Source organism: Rhizobium album, from assembly GCF_003122325.1.
In the GTDB taxonomy this organism is placed as follows: domain Bacteria; phylum Pseudomonadota; class Alphaproteobacteria; order Rhizobiales; family Rhizobiaceae; genus Metarhizobium; species Metarhizobium album.
This window is the reverse complement of the sequence record NZ_QFBC01000008.1, coordinates 145,905-163,289: the sequence shown is the minus strand read 5'-3', so window position 1 is coordinate 163,289 and position 17,385 is coordinate 145,905. Positions and strand designations below refer to the sequence as shown.

Here is a 17,385-nt window from a genome sequence, read left to right as displayed (position 1 = left end):
TCAGAAGTCCCAGTCCTCGTCTTCCGTCGCCACCGCCTTGCCGATGACGTAGGACGAGCCCGAGCCGGAAAAGAAGTCGTGGTTCTCGTCGGCATTGGGTGAGAGCGCCGAGAGGATGGCCGGGTTCACTTTGCATGCCTCCGGTGGGAAAAGCGCTTCGTAGCCGAGGTTCATCAACGCCTTGTTGGCGTTGTAATGCAGGAATTTCTTGACGTCCTCGGTCAGGCCGACGCCGTCGTAGAGCGCTTGCGTGTATTTCGCTTCATTGTCGTAGAGTTCGAGCAGCAGGTCGAAGGCGAAATCCTTGATCTCCTGCCGGCGCTCCCCGGACAATCGCTCCAGCCCGCGCTGGAACTTGTAGCCGATGTAATAGCCGTGCACCGCCTCGTCGCGGATGATCAGGCGGATCATGTCGGCGGTGTTGGTGAGTTTTGCCCGGCTCGACCAGAACATCGGCAGGTAGAAGCCGGAATAGAACAGGAAGCTTTCGAGGAAAACGCTGGCGACCTTCTTCTTCAGCGGATCCGTGGAGGCATATTGCTCCATGATCAGCGCCGACTTCTTCTGCAGGAATTCGTTTTCCTCCGACCAGCGATAGGCGTCGTCGACATCGGGCGTCAGGCACAGCGTCGAGAAGATCGAGGAATAGGAGCGCGCATGCACCGCCTCCATGAAGGAGATGTTGGAGAGCACCGCCTCCTCATGCGGCGTCACCGCATCCGCCATCAGCTTCACCGCGCCGACGCCGTTCTGGATGGTGTCGAGCAACGTCAGGCCGGTAAAGACCCGGATGGTCAATTGCTGTTCCTCGGGCCGCAACGTTGCCCAGGAGGGAATGTCGTTGGAGAGCGGCACTTTTTCCGGCAGCCAGAAATTGCCGGTGAGACGGTTCCAGACTTCAAGGTCCTTGTCGTCCTCGATGCGGTTCCAGTTGATGGCGCGGATGCGGCTGGCCGGCTTGAATTGCATGTTCATGGCTCTGTCCTTTGCAGCCGGTATCAAAGCGCGCAGGAAACGCAGCCCTGCACTTCCGTGCCGGTAAGCGCCATCTGTCGCAGGCGGATGTAGTATATGGTCTTGATGCCCTTTTTCCAGGCATGGATCTGCGCCCGGTTGATGTCGCGCGTCGTCGCGGTGTCGCGGAAGAACAGCGTCAGCGACAGGCCCTGGTCGACATGCTGCGTCGCTGCGGCATAGGTGTCGATGATCTTCTCCGGGCCGATCTCGTAGGCATCCTGGTAGTAGTCGAGATTGTCGTTGGTCATGAAGGCGGCGGGATAATAGACGCGGCCGATCTTGCCCTCCTTGCGGATCTCGATCTTCGAAACGATCGGATGGATCGAGGATGTCGAATGGTTGATGTAGGAGATCGAGCCGGTCGGCGGCACGGCCTGCAGGTTCTGGTTGTAGAGCCCGGATGTCATCACGGCCTGCTTCAACGCCCGCCAGTCCTCCTGCGTCGGGATGTCGATCCCGGCTTTCTCGAACAGGTCAAGCACGCGCGCCGTCGCCGGCAGCCATTGCCGTTCGGTATATTTGTCAAAATAGTCGCCGGAAGCATATTTCGATTCCTCGAACCCCTTGAAGCTCCTGCCACGCTCGGCCGCCAGCCGGTTTGAGGCGCGGATGGCGTGATAGGTGACCGTGTAGAAATAGATGTTGGTAAAATCGATGCCTTCCTCCGAACCGTAGAAGATGCGCTCGCGGGCGAGATAGCCGTGCAGGTTCATCTGGCCGAGGCCGATCGCGTGGCTGTCGTCGTTGCCCTTCTCGACCGACGGCACCGAAGAAATGTGGCTCATGTCGGAGACGGCGGTCAAGGCCCGGATCGCGGTCTCGATCGTCCTGCCGAAATCGGCCGAATCCATCGTGGCGGCAATGTTCAGCGAACCGAGATTGCAGGAGATGTCCTTGCCCATCACCTTGTAGGAAAGATCGTCGTTATATGTGCTCGCCTCGCTCACCTGCAGGATTTCCGAGCAGAGATTGCTCATGGTGATGCGCCCGGCGATCGGGTTTTCCCGGTTCACCGTATCCTCGAACATGATGTAGGGATAACCGCTCTCGAACTGGATTTCGGCCAGCACCTGGAAGAAGTCGCGTGCCCTGATCTTCTTCTTGCGGATGCGGCTGTCGGCGACCATCTCGCGGTATTTTTCCGTCACCGAGACCTCGGTGAAGGCGACGCCGTAGACGCGTTCCACATCGTAAGGCGAGAACAGGTACATGTCCTCGTTGTTCTTCGCCAGTTCGAAGGTAATGTCGGGGATGACGACACCGAGCGACAGCGTCTTGATGCGGACCTTCTCGTCGGCATTTTCCCGCTTGGTATCGAGGAACCGCATGATGTCGGGATGATGGGCGTTCAGGTAGACCGCACCGGCTCCTTGCCGGGCGCCGAGCTGGTTGGCGTAGGAAAAACTGTCTTCCAGAAGCTTCATCACCGGGATGATGCCCGACGACTGGTTTTCGATCTGCTTGATCGGCGCACCCGCCTCGCGGATGTTGGTGAGCGACAGGGCCACGCCGCCGCCGCGCTTCGACAGCTGCAGCGCCGAATTGATGCCGCGGGCGATCGATTCCATATTGTCCTCGACGCGTAGCAGGAAGCAGGAGACGAGTTCGCCGCGCTGTTTCTTGCCGGCATTGAGGAAGGTCGGCGTCGCCGGCTGGAAGCGGCCGGAAATGATCTCCTCGACCATGTCGCGGGCCAGTTGCTCGTTGCCCTGCGCCAGCGTCAGCGCCACCATGCAGATGCGGTCTTCGTAGCGTTCGAGATACCGCTTCCCGTCGAACGTCTTCAACGTGTAGCTGGTGTAATATTTGAAGGCGCCGAGAAAGGTCGGGAAGCGAAACTTCTTCGCATAGGCCAGATCGAAAAGATCGCGCACGAAATTGAAGGCATACTGGTCGAGAACCTCCTGCTCGTAATAGCCTTCGTCCACCAGATAATCGAGTTTTTCGCGCAGGTTATGGAAGAAGACGGTGTTCTGGTTGACGTGGCTGAGGAAATAGTGCCGTGCCGCCAGCCTGTCCTTGTCGAGCTGTATCCTTCCCTCGTCGTCATAGAGGTTCAACATCGCGTTCAGCGCATGATAGTCGAGGGTCTGTTCGGCCGCCTTCAAAGGTCGTTCGAGCGTGAGCGTGTCCAAAATCGTTCCAATCCGTGCCTGACATTGGCGACATCCTCGTCGGTTCCGAGCAGTTCGAACCGGTAGAGGTATGGCACCCGGCATTTCGCCGAGATGATGTCGCCGGCGATCCCGAAGGTCGCGCCGAAATTGCTGTTGCCCGCGGCGATGACGCCGCGAAGGTTCGAGCGGTTATCCGCGTCGTTGAGAAAACGGATAACCTGTTTGGGAACGGCTCCCTTGCCGCCCTCGCCCGCATAGGTCGGGACGATCAGGACGAAAGGTTCGCGGACCCGCAGATCATCCTTTGCAGGACCAGCGGCAATCCGCTTTGAATCCAGGCCGGTCCTGCCGACAAAACGATGGGTGTTTTCAGAACGGCTGGAAAAATAGACGATCAGTCCCATCGCGACGGCCGGTCACGCCAGCGCGCCGATCATGTCGGGGCGGAAGCCGGCCCAGTGCCGGTCGCCGGCGATGACGACGGGAACCTGGCGGTAGCCGAGGCCCTGAACGAGTTCGAAGGCCGCGGAGTCGGCGGAAACATCGATGATGGTATATTCGACGCCTTGACGATCGAGCGCGCGGGTCGTTGCGGTGCACTGGACGCAGGCGGGTTTGCTGTAGACGGTGATGGTCATGAATGGCCTCGTATATGATATGGACATGCGATAAGGCGCGGACATCCGCCGATGTCCGCCTGAAAGGATCGATAAGGAAGCAGCCGGATCGTTTGCCGGCATGGAGTATCGCTATTCGCGGCGATGCGGATCGGAAAAGCTGGACATGGACTTCACCCCGAAGTGTTTTGCAGGGTGAACGGAGAACGATGGCCGCGGGCTCATTCCGCAACACACCCGTTCGCCATCCGGACACCCCGCCCGTGGACGTTTTGCTCGAGGCAGGTCTCCTGGCTTGCAGGTCGTCACATGCATTCCGCCTTCCCAGCACCCTCCGGCGCCAGTGGCTTGATGGAACGCACGCTCGCCGCTTACAGTTGCGGGGGCAGCTCCGGCATAGCGGTTTCCATATGGAAGCCGCGCACCGTATTCCCGTCTTAGCCTTCAATTCTCTCGAATCAAGGAACCTCTAACGCTATATATGGTATAATTCTCCCGCCGAACGTCAACAGCTTGAAACGTTTCTCAACAACAATTTGAAGAACGAACCCGGTTTCGGCCGGGCCGGCATGTCGGGAGTATGAGGAGCCCCTGCGGCAACGGGAAACGCAATCTAACGATCACCCCCGCCGCTGGGTGAGCGCCTCGGGTTCCGAGAGCCACCGGCAAATCGGAAAACAACAGAAAATCAAAGGAAAGCGCGACCCGTGCCGAGGCCTCTCAAACATCACCCGATGCTCGGCGTATGACATCCTGTGCAAGGGTGGAGACCAGATCGCGAAACCATATCATCGCGAGATCGGTATCGGTTCGCCGGTGCCAGACCAGCGAATATGTGAAATCGGGGATGCTCAAAGGCACTTCGAAGCTCACGAGTCCCGCCTCCAAGGCGTTTTCCGCAAGCCGCGAGGGGAGGCTGGTTATCAGCTCACTGGTCAAAAGCGACGCTATGTTGGCGGCAAAGCTGTGGGTGGAAACGCTGACGGTGCGCGTCCGTCCCATCTCGTCCAGAGCGGTTTCAATCTGGCTTCGAAAGGGGTCTTTCATCGAGACGGTGATATGCGGATAGGCAAGGTAATCGTCGAGCGTTATGGCTTGATGTTTCGCCTTGTCCGCCAGGGGATGTGTCTGGGAAATCAGGCCCACCAGGCGCTCGGTGAACAGCGGCTTACCAATCCAGGGGCTATTGGGAAGCGGGCCTGCCCAGAAGCAGCAGTCCAGTGCGCCGGATTCGAGGTCGGGCAGCACCGATGGGCCGAAGGGCAGTACCTCGAGCACCGCCTTTGGCGCTTTCTCGCAAATCTGCGTTATAAGAAACCGGATAAGGGTCGAAATCGCGTACTCGCTGGCAGCCAGCCGAAATCGTCGTGGATCGACGACGGGATCATAGGCGCCCATTGCGAACACAGCTTGCGATGAGCTGAGGATTTCCTTGATCGGTTCCATCATTTCAAGGGCACGCGGCGTGGCGCGCAAGCCATCGCTTCCGCGGACGAACAGGGGATCGCCAAGCTTGTCGCGCAGCCTGTTCAGCGCATGACTGACCGCCGGCTGGCTGAGTGACAAGCGTTCGGCTGCCTTGGTAACCGAACGTGTGCTCGCAACTGCGTCGAAGACCGCCAACAGGTTGAGATCGACCCTGTTATTCATTGTGTGCATGATCCGGAATAAATGATTTCATTTCCTTGGTCCGCTCGAATCACTCATGGGACGAGCAGGGGGCCGGTTTATGACTATCATGAGAGAAGAAGATATTCCTGCATTCGTCACGGCGATCGTGGAAGCAGGATTCGAGATCTGTGCGATCGGCGATGCTCACTATTGCCTGAGCGGCGAAGAAAATAGCGATCCCGGCTCGGTGAAGCGGCTCAACTCGATTTCTCGTTCCTTCGGCTTCAGGGAACACCTTCTATCCGAAATTGTGCAGTATCTCCGTCAGCATGGCCGTTCGATTGATTTGTACTAGGGACCTGCGCCGGAAGAACTTCATGGCAGCGCAAGGCTTTGGCAGGCCGCCGCTGGATTTCGGCGACCTGCTTTACTTGTGATCAGGCAGCGCGAGCAACGCGGCCGACATGGGAGCGTCTCCACCCTGCATCCGCCGCGTCGGAACCCGGCTCACGAATGGTTCCGCGCCGGTTGAGCTTGAAGCGACCGACGAGCGAGGCCAGGATGCCCGATCCTTCGGCAAGCGTATAGCTGACGGCAGTGGTCTCCTCGACCATTGCGGCATTCTGCTGTGTCATCTGGTCGATATCGTTCACGGCGGCGCTGATCTGCTGAAGCCCGAGTGCCTGCTCGGCCGAAGCAGTTGCGATCGCATCGACATTTTCATCGATCGCCGACACGAAGCCTTGAATCGTATCAAGTGCCGAGCCGGTTTCTCCGACCAGGCGGACGCCGGAGGAGACTTCATTCGCCGAATTGACGATCAGGCCCTTGATCTCCTTGGCAGCCCGGGCCGAGCGCTGTGCGAGTTCCCGCACTTCCTGCGCGACGACGGCAAAACCCTTGCCCGCCTCACCGGCGCGCGCAGCTTCGACGCCGGCATTCAAGGCGAGCAGGTTCGTCTGGAAGGCAATCTCGTCGATCACGCCAATGATCTGGTTGATCTCGTTGGAGGCCGTCTCGATGCGATGCATGGCATCGACGGCCTGGCGCACCACCCTGCCGGATGCCCCCGCGCACTCCTTGGCGTCGAGCACGAGCTTGCGGGTGTCCTGCGTGCGGATGGAGGAGGCCTTCACGGTTGCGGTGACCTGTTCAAGGGCGGCCGAGGTCTGCTCCAGCGCCGCAGCCTGCTGTTCGGTCCTTTTTGCCAGATTATCCGCGGCCTGATGCATTTCCTGACCATTGCCCTGCAGCGCCCGCGTCTGCTGGAGAACCTGCTCGAGCGTTGCCTGGAACGTCGCGATCGAATTGTTGAAATCCTTGCGCAGCGGTTCGAAATCGGCCGGGAAAGGTTCGTCGATGGTGATCCGGATGTTACAATCTGCAAGTCGTGCCAGGCCGGCGCCCAGTTCCCTCACCACCAGCCCGAGGTTGTCGGCATGTTGGGCACGGATCCGTTCTGCCTCGGCGCGTTCGTAGTCGATCAGGGCCCGCTGCTCTTCAGCCGCCGCGACGCGACCCTGGACGCGCGCATTGACGGAATCGCGCAATGCAACCAGCGTGCGGGCCATGTCCCCGACTTCGTCGCCGCGCGCAACGTCCGGCACGTCCGCCGCGAAGTCCTCTTCGGCAATCCGGTTCATGGCCAGACGCAGTCTCTGGACAGGCTGCGTAACCGACCTGATGATCGAAAACGCACCCAGCACCATGAACAGGCTGCCCAGGCCGGCGATGATGAAGGCGCTTCTCGCGCTGCGCCAGAATTTTGCATCGAGATCGTCGGCGTAAACACCGTTGCCGATAACCCATCCCCAGGGCTCGAACAGAGCAACGTGCGAGATTTTTCGAACCGGCTCTTCGACACCCGGCTTCGGCCAGCGATATTCGACGAAGCCGCTGTGCTGCGTCTTTGCGACGTTCACGAACTCGACCCACAACGCCTTGCCGTCGGGGTCCTTCATATCCGTCACGTCCTTGCCGTTGAGTTCGGGCTTGAACGGATGCATCAGAACGATCTGATGGAGGTCATTCACCCAGAGATACCCGCTTTCTCCGTAACGCACGGCTTCCAGTTCCTGGAGTGCCTCCTTCTGCGCCTGCTCCGCGGTGATGGAGCCTGCCTTGATTTCAGCGAACTTTTTCTCGACGATCGACAGGGCAACCTGGTCAACCGTCTGGAGAAGAGTTTTACGCTCCTCCAGAAGTTCGGACGCGGTAGTCGAAAGGTTGAACACCATGGCGATGGCAACAACCAGCAATGACAGCCCAACCAGCAGGTAAAGCCGGGTGGAGATCCGAAAACGGGACATAATGGCTCCAGCGAAAAAGAAACATAAAATACGAAAATCCGGGAAATCCGGGCGGACCAGCCAGTATCATGCTCCCTCCGAAGGATCCGGAACTGGTGGTAAGGCCCTCGAGACCTCTTCCTCGAAAACCTGATCTAAAATTAAGATAGGAAATTTAATAAATAATAAACTCGATTTTGTCGTGAAGCCGAATTCGCCTGTCTTTTGGGAGACTTGCTGAATTTTTACGGTGAAGCGGCGCCCCGAACGGAAAGAGTTCCCGAGCCACTCTGACCCGCAGGGAGAGATCGCCGGCACCGCGATGTCGAACGCCGGCTGATCGAAATGCGCACGCGAAATCGGCGGCGACCGCCCGGCCGCTGAACGCGCTTGGTTTACGTTCGGCTGCGGCATGATGCCTGAAATCGCTGCGCGGTTTTGCGCGACACGCTTCAGATCGCCATCTGGAGCATATTGAGATCTTCGAACCGCGGCGTGATCTCGCCAGCAGGTTCTTCGCGGTTCTCCAGCATTGTTTTCATGATCGCGGGCAAAGCCTTGAGAAAGGCGTCGACGCATAGCGGATCGAACTGGCTGCCGGCGCGCTCGCGAATGTGCGATACGGTCCGCTCGACGCTCCAGGCTTCCTTGTAAGGGCGCGCCGTCGTCAGCGCATCGAAATTGTCGGCGATTGCAACGATCCGGCCGGCCAGCGGGATGCGTTCCCCCGACAGGCGGAACGGATAGCCTTGACCGTCCCAGCGCTCGTGATGGCTGGCGGCGATCTCGGCGGCCATCTGCAACAGGCTTGATCTGGATTCGCGCAGGATGTCCGAACCGGCCAGAGTGTGGTTCTGCATCGAGGCAAATTCCTGCTCCGTGAGTTTGCCCTTCTTCAGCAGCACGGCATCCGGTATAGCGACCTTGCCGATATCGTGCATGGGCGATGCCAGACGAATGTCCGAGCATGTCTGGCGGTCGAGACCGTAGGCGGCGGCGATCGCTTCCGAATAGCAGCCCACGCGCTTCGTGTGCTTTGCAGTCTCTGCATCCTTGTAGCTTGCCGCGATCGTCAGGCGTTCGATGATCTCTTCTTCCCGGGCACGCAGTTCCAGGATCGCTTTTTCCACCTCGGTCCGCAGCCATTCGGCGGTGTCGGCCAGCTTGTTCTGCGCGGTCACCAATGCCACAAGGTTGCGCATGCGGGCCTGAAATTCGAGCGGATTGACGGGCTTTGTCAGGAAATCGATCGCTCCGGCATTCAACGCGGCCATGCGGACGGCACTGTCGCCATCGGCGGTCACGAATACGACCGGCTTGTTCTGGTAGCCCTCGAACCGAAGAATTTCGGTCATCAGCTCGACGCCGTTGTAGTTCGGCATCTGAAAATCGATTATCGCAATATCGAAATTCAGGCCCGGCATTTCTCCAAGAACGTCGACCGGATTGTCGAACGGCAGTGCCACGCATCCCTCCAGCTTGGCGACAAGTTTGGTCAGGAAGGTCAGATTGGTTTTGTTGTCGTCGACGAGGAGGATTCTCATGTCTTTTCCTTGTTCATGCGGCCAGCCGATGTTTCTGGGCGTCCAGCAGATGCTCCAGTTCTTCAAGCCGGCCTGGCGAGAAGTCTCCGGAGCGAAATGCCTGAGCCGTGGCAGCGATTTCGCCAAGTCCCACGCTGGCTGCGGCGCCTTTCATGGCGTGCAGCAGGTGGTCGATAGTCTGTTGGTCTTTCGGGGAAGCCGTCGAGCGTAATTTCAAAATGATCTCGCGCGCATCTTCGAAGAAACTGTCGAGCAACTCGTTGAAGCCCTCCTCGCCGAGCGCTTCGATAAGCTCGGCGCGCCGCTGTTCATAGAGCGTGTCGAATTCACTGTCGCGTTCTGGCGGCGCCGCCTTGACGGAAGCCATTTGGCCGGGATCGACGATCTGTTCCGTTCGCGCGATGATATCGCGCAGTTTCGGCATGGTGACGGGCTTGGTTTCAAAGCCGGTCATGCCTGCCTCGTGGCACAACCGTCTGTCGTCCTCGGACGCATTGGCGGTCATCGCGATGATGGAGACCGCCTGGCCGTCCGGCAATGCGCGTATGCGACGCGTCGCCTCGATGCCGTCCAGATTGGGCATCTGCATGTCCATCAGGATCAGGTCGAATTTATCGTTTTCGAAGGCGGAGATCGCTTCGAAACCGTCATTGGCGATTTTGACATTCTGGCCGAGATGACGAAGGAAACCGGCGGCGACCTGCTGGTTGACGGCATTGTCTTCGACGAGAAGGATGTGCAGGGTCTTGAGGGCGACCGCTGCCTGCGCGTCGTGCATGCCGTGATCTTCGCTCTCCTCGATCCTCGCCGGCTTGACCGGGATCTCGAACCAGAACGTGCTGCCTTTGCCGCGGACGCTTTCCACGCCAATCCGTCCGTCCATGGCCTCAACGATCTGCTTGCAAATCGTCAGACCGAGGCCGGTGCCGCCATATTTACGGCTGATGGAGGAATCGACCTGCGAAAACGGCTGGAAGAGCTTGTCGATGCTGGCATTGTCAATGCCAATTCCCGTGTCGGACACTTCGACGCGAAGGCATCCTGGCCCGCTCGTTACAAGTTCGGCGATACGCAGGGTTACAACGCCGTCCTTGGTGAATTTGATGGCATTGCTGAGCAGATTGAGCGTGATCTGCCGCAATCGGGTCGGATCCGAAAGGATGACGGGCATCGTGAAATTGTCCGGAAGGGCCAGTTCCAGCAGATTTCCGTTTTCGGAGGCGCGATCGCGGACCATTTCGATGGTGCTTTCGGCCAGAGCCCTGACGCCGACCGGCCGCATCTCGACGTCCACGTTGCCATGCTCGATTTTTGCGTAATCGAGGATCTCGTTGATCAGCTCAAGCAGGGCATTGCCGGATCGGCGGATGGTCTGGACACCCGCCAGCATGCCTTGCGGGAGCGTCTGAAGTTCAAGAAGTTCGGCCGTGCCGAGGATGGCATTGAGCGGTGTGCGGACTTCATGGCCCATTGTCGCCATGAACTGAGACTTCGCACGGTTGCCCGCTTCGGCAGCCAGGTAGGACTCGTTGAGTTCCGTGGCCATCGCCTCGAGATCGAGGCCGGCCCGCCTCACGGACCGAAGCTGGCGGCGAAGATTGAAAATAAGGAAAAACACGCAGGCGACGAGCAACCCGACAAGAACGACGGTCTGCACCTGCAGCGTCATCAGTCCGCTGCGTTTCTCGGCCCTGTTGGTGCTCACCCAGTTGTTGGTGAAAATGACGAGGTCTTCGGTTGCCCCGAGCAGGGTCTCGAGCTTCCCGTCGACCTCCAGCAATTGTTCCTTGGCGACGTCCTTGCCCGCCGCGAGAGCGTCGAACGGCGCGACGATTCCGTAAACCGTATCCTGGATAGCGGCTATCCTTTGCCCGATTTCGGGGTTCAGCACGAATTGACGCTCGAAGTTCGCCTGCTCGAGAATGTTCATGCGGGAATAAAGGATATCGTATCGTGTCGTCAGCGTTTTCACAGCGATGCCCGATTGAGGCCCCTGTGCGAGATAGAGATGGACAAGCTCGTGCAGCCTGCGCGCCTCCCGATCGAACTGATAGACCGACCAGAGGGCATTTTCCCGAATCCCGTCCTGAAGGGTCGAGTAACGTTTCACGATATCGACCGCCATAAAGGCGAGGCCCAACAGCAACGCGACGGAAAAGACCTGCAGCACGACGGTGGTCTTGCTGGCTCGGCGGATCACGTCTCCGTTGTGGCGTGCCTGCTTGATCACTCCGAAACCTCGATTTCCTTGATCTGCCAGACGGAGCGCGCGAAATATTTCTCGTTGAAGAGGCTTGGGTCCAGATCGAAGGGGTAGACGAGAAAAAGCGGGCCTTTGTCACGGACGGACATGTCCTTGCCGTTCATCGTCAGGGCCAGCATCGTGTCGAGCTTGGTGGCGTCTTCGTACGGGATCTCGGCGGAGTAGTCGTTGAGCGCGATGATCTTGAGCTTTTGCCCGTGCGCGCCTGCGGCGGAAAGGACTGCACGCAGAAGCGGTCCCGAAAATTCGACCTTGCCCGATGTCCAAGGTGTCTCCATCGCGCCGGTGCGTTTTTCCAGGGCCTGCAGCATGTCCCGGTCGAACTGTGCCGTATCGCCGGCATTTGCGTTTTTCAGGTCCGGTCCGCGGACCGTGAGAATGACGTCGCCTGTCGGCTTGTCGAGTGCGCGAGCCGGCGATGCGATTGTGAAGCTGGCGACCGCCAGAATGGTTGCAGTCAATTTGGATAGGGCATTCATGGGGCCTCGCAAGGAACGGACGGAAGCATCTCTGCGCAGCCGGTCACGACTGCCCAAGGTTCGGCTGGAGCCTCTTGTTGATCAGCGGTCCGCTCGATCTCGCGGGACTGCGAGAGCGCCGGCGTCATGCCGGCTTGACCCTTTCAGGCTGGGACAACCCAAAAATTAGGGCATAAAGTTTTACGGAGTTTAAATAAGCTGTTTACGATTTGAGCGATATGACAAAAAACATGACATGTTCGTTGAATGAAAGTCGGTTGGCCGCCGGCGAATAGTCCGAGTTGTTTGATCTTGCGCAAAGTGGTCTGTCGATAAATCTGCAAAAATCCGGTTGCCACGAGCAGGTCAGCCCTTTCACGTGGTCTTGCAGCATCAGGCTGCATCGTACGCCGCATGTCTGCGCGGCAGATAGCTCCGGCATAAAATCGATTGCCACGCACCTGCGTGTCCACCCTCTCCCCGCACAATGATGTGCTCCTGTACCGAGTAGTGCACTGCCATGAAAAACATGACTATCAAGACGGCTCTCATCACGCTTATGAGCGCGATCATCGTGGTTGTCGCTCTTTTCTCCTTCGTAGCCCTCCGGAATATTTACTCGATTACCGCATCCGCGGAAAAGGTCGGCAACTTCTGGATCGAGCGATTGCTCTCCTCGCGTGAGGTGAAGAGCGATTTCGCTGATATCCGTCTTGGTCTGGCAAGATTTGCGCTGGTGACCGAAGCAGACGAATTTGCGGCGGAATCACAGTCTTTCGAAGCGGCGAAGGTCAAACTCGATCAGTCCCTGACGAAATACGAGGCAGGCGTCTTCTCTCCGACCGGGCGAAAGCTGATCGGCGATATCCGCTCATTGGCAGAAGCCTACATCGCCGGCAGCGCACCCTATCTGGAGCGCATCAGGAATCATGACCTCGAAGGCGCCCGGACATTGTTCAACACCCAGATGAAGCCGATCGCAGCGCAGACGAACGAAAAGATCGCCGAGCTCGTCGCCTTCATCATGAAAGAGACCGGCACAGAGATAACAGCCGCGGATCAGGCAGCAAACCAGGCCTTCTTCGTTTCTCTCGGCATCGCCTCCATCGCCATTCTGATCAGCCTGTTCGGCATCTATCTAGTCGTCGCGCGCGTGGCCAACCCGATCCAGCGGATTACCGATGTGATGCGCAAGCTCGCTGGCGGGGATGCCCAGGGCGCGGTGCCGTTCACAGAACGAGGCGACGAAATCGGCGCCATGGCGGGCGCCGTGCAAGTCTTCCGCGAAAATGCAATCGAGCGTGTGCGCCTTGAACATGACGCCGAGCAAGCCCGCAGCCGAAGCGAAACCCAGCGGCTGGAAAGCGAAGCCCAGAAGGCAAGGGAAGCCGCCGAGGTGAAATTTGCCGTCGACAGTCTCGCCGACGGCCTGTCCAAGCTTTCCGGAGGCGACGTCTCCTATCGGATCGACACACCGTTCACGACGACGCTCGATCCTGTCCGTGGCGATTTCAACAGTTCCGCCGAGAAGCTCCAGGACGCGTTGCGTCGTGTCTCAGAGAACGCGCGCGGTATCGATGCCGGTGCAAACGAGATCAAGGCCGCGACCGACGACCTGGCGAAACGAAGTGAGCAGCAAGCGGCGGCCGTCGAGGAAACCGCAGCCGCTCTCGAGGAAATCACGACCGTCGTCAAGGATACAGCCAAGCGCGCCCGGGAGGCGGGAGAGTTGGTCGTTGGGGCTCGACGCCACGCCGAGCATTCCGGTGAAGTGGTTCGGCGGGCGGTCAGCGCGATGGAGCAGATAGAGAAGTCCTCTCGCGAGATCAGCAACATCATCGGCGTGATCGACGAGATCGCCTTCCAGACCAATCTGCTGGCATTGAACGCCGGGGTCGAAGCGGCTCGCGCAGGTGAGGCTGGAAAGGGCTTTGCGGTCGTTGCCCAGGAAGTCAGGGAACTGGCACAGCGTTCGGCCAAGGCGGCAAAAGAGATCAAGGCGTTGATCAACACTTCGGAAACGCAGGTTTCGGAAGGGGTCCAGCTCGTTGCGGACACGGGCCGGACGCTCGCTGCGATCGTCTCGGAGGTGCAGGAGATCAACCGGCATGTTGCCGCCATCGCCGAGGCGGCGCAGGAGCAGTCGTCTGGACTGCAGCAGATCAACTCCGCCGTCAACCAGATGGACCAGGATACCCAGAAGAATGCCGCAATGGTCGAAGAGACGACTGCCGCGACGCACAGTCTGTCCCGCGAAGTGGGGTCGCTCAACGAACTTCTGCAACTCTTCAAGCTGTCCCATCGGGATGCGCATGTCGCAGCGGTTGCTTTCCGTGGCAAGTCCGATACTGCTTCCTTGCCGGTGAGGGAAATCAACCGGCGCCTGGCGAAAGCTTTCGTCGGCAACACGGCCGTCGCCGCAAGGCAGGACGACTGGCAAGAGTTTTGATGGCGAAACGGCGGCGCTGCGCAGAAAGCGGCGCCGCCGGTTCTCAGTCGATCAAGCGCCGGCGAATGGCCTCGGCGATTGCCTGGGATCTGTTCGAAGCGCCGAGCTTCTTGGTGGCGTTCTTGATATAGCTGTTGACGGTATCGCTCTGATAGCCGGACTGCGATGCGATCTCTTCGCTCGTAAAACCCAGGCTTGCAGCCGACAGGCAGACGATTTCACCCTTGGTCAGCTTCATTTGCTGGGCGGCGAACCTCTCCATGAGCGGACGGGTGACAGCGCGATGCAGGCAAGGCGCAGCCAGTTCGAGAAATTTCATCTCGTTTGGATCAAATGGCGTGGTGCGGGTGACGCAGACCCCGCCGTACACGACCTCGCCTCGCATGATCGGGAAGAAGGTTCGGTTCTCGATCGCGAATGTCTGTGTAAGATATTGCAGCCGGCGCGGCGCTGGTGAATTGGCATAGACATCCGCCTCCCTCAATGGAGTTCGCGACGTCCTGGCTGCCCGCACGAAAGGGTCCTTCGCGGCGAGCCTGTCTGCGATATATGCATCCACGAAGGCAGGCGGCATGTCGGTGTCGACCGAAACACCGATTCCGAACCGATAATGGTCGACGTCCAATCCGCTGATGTAGATGTAATCGAACGGAACGGCGAGCCGGAACCTGTCGATCGCATCGATGCGCCCGAAATGTCTGTGAGGGGGTACTGAGCGCAAATCTTGAAAATCGTCGAGCGCATTGGGTGCAACGACAGACAACGGGGTTATCGGCATTGGGTTCTCATCTTGATTGAGGTCAATTCTGCCCAGCGAACGATTTCTCTTTGGTTAACTCCCGGCAATTCGTTCCATACCGGATGAACAGGCATAGAGGCGACACTCTCCTCGTATCGGCGTCCCTCACCGGCGCCGGCTGCGCGTCTTTTCGCTCCACACTTTGGAAAATGAGCTTCGGCGCACAGCACGCTACGTGGGCACGCCTCCCATGAAAAGGGGGGACGGCTGGCCCTACGAAAGACCGCCTATGCTTAATCAAAACTTTCGATAACACAATCGAGACTGCGGAAGTCATGGCGTCTGCGGCGCGGCGCAATCTTCCCGTCGCGGCTCGAAGCGCCAGATGCAGGTGACGCCAGAGCCCTCCGGAACGTGTGCTGACGGCCGGCCTGGCGTTGGCCGCGACCCTGGATGCATTGCGTGCAGCCATCACCATGAGGCACGACAACCGCCGCCCCGGCCCCTAAAGCTCCGTCGGCCTGAGGGCGCCGTATTTGAACGGAGCCCTCTTGTCACCGTGACAAGAAGGGGCGTTTTCAACGGCGCGGCCGCATTCTATGAAACGGGCACCGCATCACCGGAAAGCGCTCTCCATGACATCCATCGAAATGATCGTCGCCGCAAGATCCCGCCTGAAAGGCCGTGTCCGGCGGACGCCGCTGCTGTCGTCGCCCTTCCTGGACGAGGTGGCGGGACGGCGGGTGTTCGTGAAGGCGGAATGCCTTCAGCATACCGGCTCCTTCAAGTTCCGTGGCGGCTGGTCGGCGCTTTCGGGGCTGGATCCGGCCATGCGCCGCCGCGGCGTGATCGCCTTCTCGTCGGGAAACCATGCACAGGGCGTCGCCCTCGCCGCGACGCGACACGGCGTTGCGTCCGTCATCATCATGCCCGCCGACGCGCCGAAGCTGAAGATCGACAACACCCGCGCCTTCGGGGCCGAGGTCGTTCTCTATGAGCGCGGCACGGAAGATCGCGATGCCCTTGGCGCCCGGCTTTCCGAAGAGCGCGGCCTGACACTGATCCGGCCCTACGACGAACCGCTGGTCATCGCCGGCCAGGGGACGAGCGGCCTCGAAATCGCCGAGCAGGCGCAAGAGGAAGGCATCACGGCCGCCGATGTGCTGGTGCCATGTGGTGGTGGCGGGCTCAGTTCGGGCATCGCGCTTGCCCTTGAGGCCACCGCGCCGGACTTGACCGTGCGCACCTGCGAGCCGGAAGGTTTTGACGACACGGCACGTTCGCTGAGGGCCGGGCAGATCGTGCGCAATACCGCGATGAGCGGCTCGATCTGCGATGCGATCGTTACGCCGCAACCGGGCAAGATCACCTTTCCCATCCTGAAACGCCTCGCAGGGACCGGCTTCGCCGTCACCGACGAAGAGGTCCTCCGCGCCATGGCACTCGCTTTCAAGCGATTAAAAATCATCGTGGAACCCGGCGGTGCGGTCGCCCTCGCAGCGGCCCTCTTCCATGGCGCCGCCATCGATCGCGACAGCGTGATCGCGGTTGCCTCCGGCGGCAATGTCGATACCGACCTCTTCACCCTGGCGCTCCAGCGCTTCGGCTGAGGGCACGTGCCCTTTCCACGCATCAGCCGTAAGCGCCGCGGCGCAGCCCTTCGACCCAGTTGCGGCACAGCTGAACGCCCTGCTCGGGCTTGAAGGAAGCAGGGTTCAAGCACCAGGCGAGCCAGAGCCCGTCGAGAAGCGCGGTGAATGCAATGGCCGTCAGCCGGATGTCTCCGATGGAAAAACCTTCGTCTTGGGCCAGATCGCGGAGAAGCCCCTCCACGGTGACGACGTAGTCGGAATATTCCCCCTGCTGCGAGGCGCTCATGCGCGGCGAATGCAGGATCAGGCCCCAGAACACCACCCAGACACCGAGCACGTCGCGGTCGAACAGCAACGGCGAGAAAGACAGCTCGATGAAACTGTCGAGCCGCTTCTGCGGCGTCGGCTCTGCCTCTTCCACCCCTTTCATCAGCACCTGTAGTATGCCGGCCGACATGATGTCGAACGCATAGGCGACGAGTTCGTTGATCTCGCCAAAATGATGGGTGATCAGGCCTTGGGTCACCCCCGCTTCCGCCGCGATCTGGCGAACGGACACGCCGGCATTGCCGTGCTTGACAATGCAACGCAGGGCCGCCTCTCCGAGCTGGCGCCGCCTGTCCTCGGGAGCCTCGCGTCGAAACCGCGCCCTTCCCTTCGCCACTGACTGCTTTGCCAAAAGCATAACCT

Annotated in this window: 15 protein-coding genes and 1 riboswitch; of the genes, 3 read left to right on the top strand and 12 right to left on the bottom strand. The window is 59.6% G+C overall.

Features of this window, described 5'->3' with window-relative positions; genetic code table 11:
- From nrdF to DEM27_RS18315, 5 genes are all read right to left on the bottom strand, one after another.
- Positions 1 to 975, bottom strand: a complete 975-nt coding sequence (nrdF, locus tag DEM27_RS18335) for a class 1b ribonucleoside-diphosphate reductase subunit beta (RefSeq protein ID WP_109459695.1) — start codon at positions 973 to 975, stop codon at positions 1 to 3.
- 23 nt (positions 976 to 998) lie between these two features.
- Positions 999 to 3,152, bottom strand: a complete 2,154-nt coding sequence (gene nrdE, locus DEM27_RS18330) for a class 1b ribonucleoside-diphosphate reductase subunit alpha (protein WP_109459694.1) — start codon at positions 3,150 to 3,152, stop codon at positions 999 to 1,001.
- Positions 3,122 to 3,538, bottom strand: coding sequence for a class Ib ribonucleoside-diphosphate reductase assembly flavoprotein NrdI (nrdI, locus tag DEM27_RS18325; protein WP_109459693.1), 417 nt, complete (start codon positions 3,536 to 3,538; stop codon positions 3,122 to 3,124). Before nrdI ends, nrdE begins: the two co-directional genes overlap by 31 nt.
- Before the next feature lie 12 nt (positions 3,539 to 3,550).
- A complete protein-coding gene (nrdH, locus tag DEM27_RS18320) occupies positions 3,551 to 3,772 on the bottom strand; it encodes a glutaredoxin-like protein NrdH (RefSeq protein ID WP_109459692.1) in 222 nt (73 codons plus the stop codon).
- Positions 3,773 to 4,014: 242 nt separating this feature from the next.
- Positions 4,015 to 4,237, bottom strand: a riboswitch (cobalamin riboswitch).
- Positions 4,238 to 4,471: 234 nt separating this feature from the next.
- Entirely contained in the window at positions 4,472 to 5,401 is a 930-nt protein-coding gene (locus DEM27_RS18315) for a LysR family transcriptional regulator (RefSeq protein WP_165823479.1), read from the bottom strand.
- A gap of 79 nt (positions 5,402 to 5,480) precedes the next feature.
- Here DEM27_RS18315 and DEM27_RS18310 point away from each other — a divergent pair, with 79 nt between their 5' ends.
- Positions 5,481 to 5,717, top strand: a complete 237-nt coding sequence (locus DEM27_RS18310) for a hypothetical protein (RefSeq protein ID WP_245445916.1) — start codon at positions 5,481 to 5,483, stop codon at positions 5,715 to 5,717.
- A gap of 82 nt (positions 5,718 to 5,799) precedes the next feature.
- Here DEM27_RS18310 and DEM27_RS18305 read toward each other — a convergent pair whose 3' ends face one another.
- From DEM27_RS18305 to DEM27_RS18290, 5 genes are all read right to left on the bottom strand, one after another.
- On the bottom strand, positions 5,800 to 7,671 hold the full coding sequence (locus tag DEM27_RS18305) for a methyl-accepting chemotaxis protein (RefSeq protein ID WP_109459689.1): 1,872 nt from the start codon (positions 7,669 to 7,671) through the stop codon (positions 5,800 to 5,802).
- Positions 7,672 to 7,737: 66 nt separating this feature from the next.
- Positions 7,738 to 8,064, bottom strand: a complete 327-nt coding sequence (locus DEM27_RS33620; protein WP_128755526.1) for a hypothetical protein — start codon at positions 8,062 to 8,064, stop codon at positions 7,738 to 7,740.
- Positions 8,065 to 8,102: 38 nt separating this feature from the next.
- Positions 8,103 to 9,194, bottom strand: a complete 1,092-nt coding sequence (locus DEM27_RS18300; RefSeq protein WP_109459688.1) for an HD domain-containing phosphohydrolase — start codon at positions 9,192 to 9,194, stop codon at positions 8,103 to 8,105.
- 13 nt (positions 9,195 to 9,207) lie between these two features.
- Positions 9,208 to 11,424, bottom strand: a complete 2,217-nt coding sequence (locus DEM27_RS18295; protein WP_109459687.1) for an ATP-binding protein — start codon at positions 11,422 to 11,424, stop codon at positions 9,208 to 9,210.
- Positions 11,421 to 11,936, bottom strand: a complete 516-nt coding sequence (locus DEM27_RS18290; RefSeq protein WP_109459686.1) for a putative pterin-binding protein — start codon at positions 11,934 to 11,936, stop codon at positions 11,421 to 11,423. The genes DEM27_RS18295 and DEM27_RS18290 overlap by 4 nt, the downstream gene beginning before the upstream one ends.
- A 499-nt stretch (positions 11,937 to 12,435) precedes the next feature.
- Here DEM27_RS18290 and DEM27_RS18285 point away from each other — a divergent pair, with 499 nt between their 5' ends.
- Positions 12,436 to 14,364, top strand: a complete 1,929-nt coding sequence (locus tag DEM27_RS18285) for a methyl-accepting chemotaxis protein (protein WP_165823478.1) — start codon at positions 12,436 to 12,438, stop codon at positions 14,362 to 14,364.
- 43 nt (positions 14,365 to 14,407) lie between these two features.
- Here DEM27_RS18285 and DEM27_RS18280 read toward each other — a convergent pair whose 3' ends face one another.
- A complete protein-coding gene (locus DEM27_RS18280) occupies positions 14,408 to 15,142 on the bottom strand; it encodes a helix-turn-helix transcriptional regulator (protein ID WP_109459684.1) in 735 nt (244 codons plus the stop codon).
- Between the two features lie 596 nt (positions 15,143 to 15,738).
- On the opposite strand from DEM27_RS18280, the gene DEM27_RS18275 reads away from it, so the two are divergent.
- Positions 15,739 to 16,713 carry a threonine ammonia-lyase gene (locus DEM27_RS18275; protein WP_109459683.1) on the top strand — a complete coding sequence of 325 codons (975 nt, stop codon included), beginning with the start codon at positions 15,739 to 15,741 and terminating at the stop codon, positions 16,711 to 16,713.
- A gap of 22 nt (positions 16,714 to 16,735) precedes the next feature.
- Here the strand turns inward: DEM27_RS18275 and DEM27_RS18270 are convergent, their stop codons facing one another.
- The gene (locus DEM27_RS18270; protein ID WP_205908917.1) at positions 16,736 to 17,374 is read right to left on the bottom strand and encodes a TetR/AcrR family transcriptional regulator; all 639 of its coding nucleotides are present in this window, start codon (positions 17,372 to 17,374) and stop codon (positions 16,736 to 16,738) included.
- Between the last annotated feature and the right edge of the window lie 11 nt (positions 17,375 to 17,385).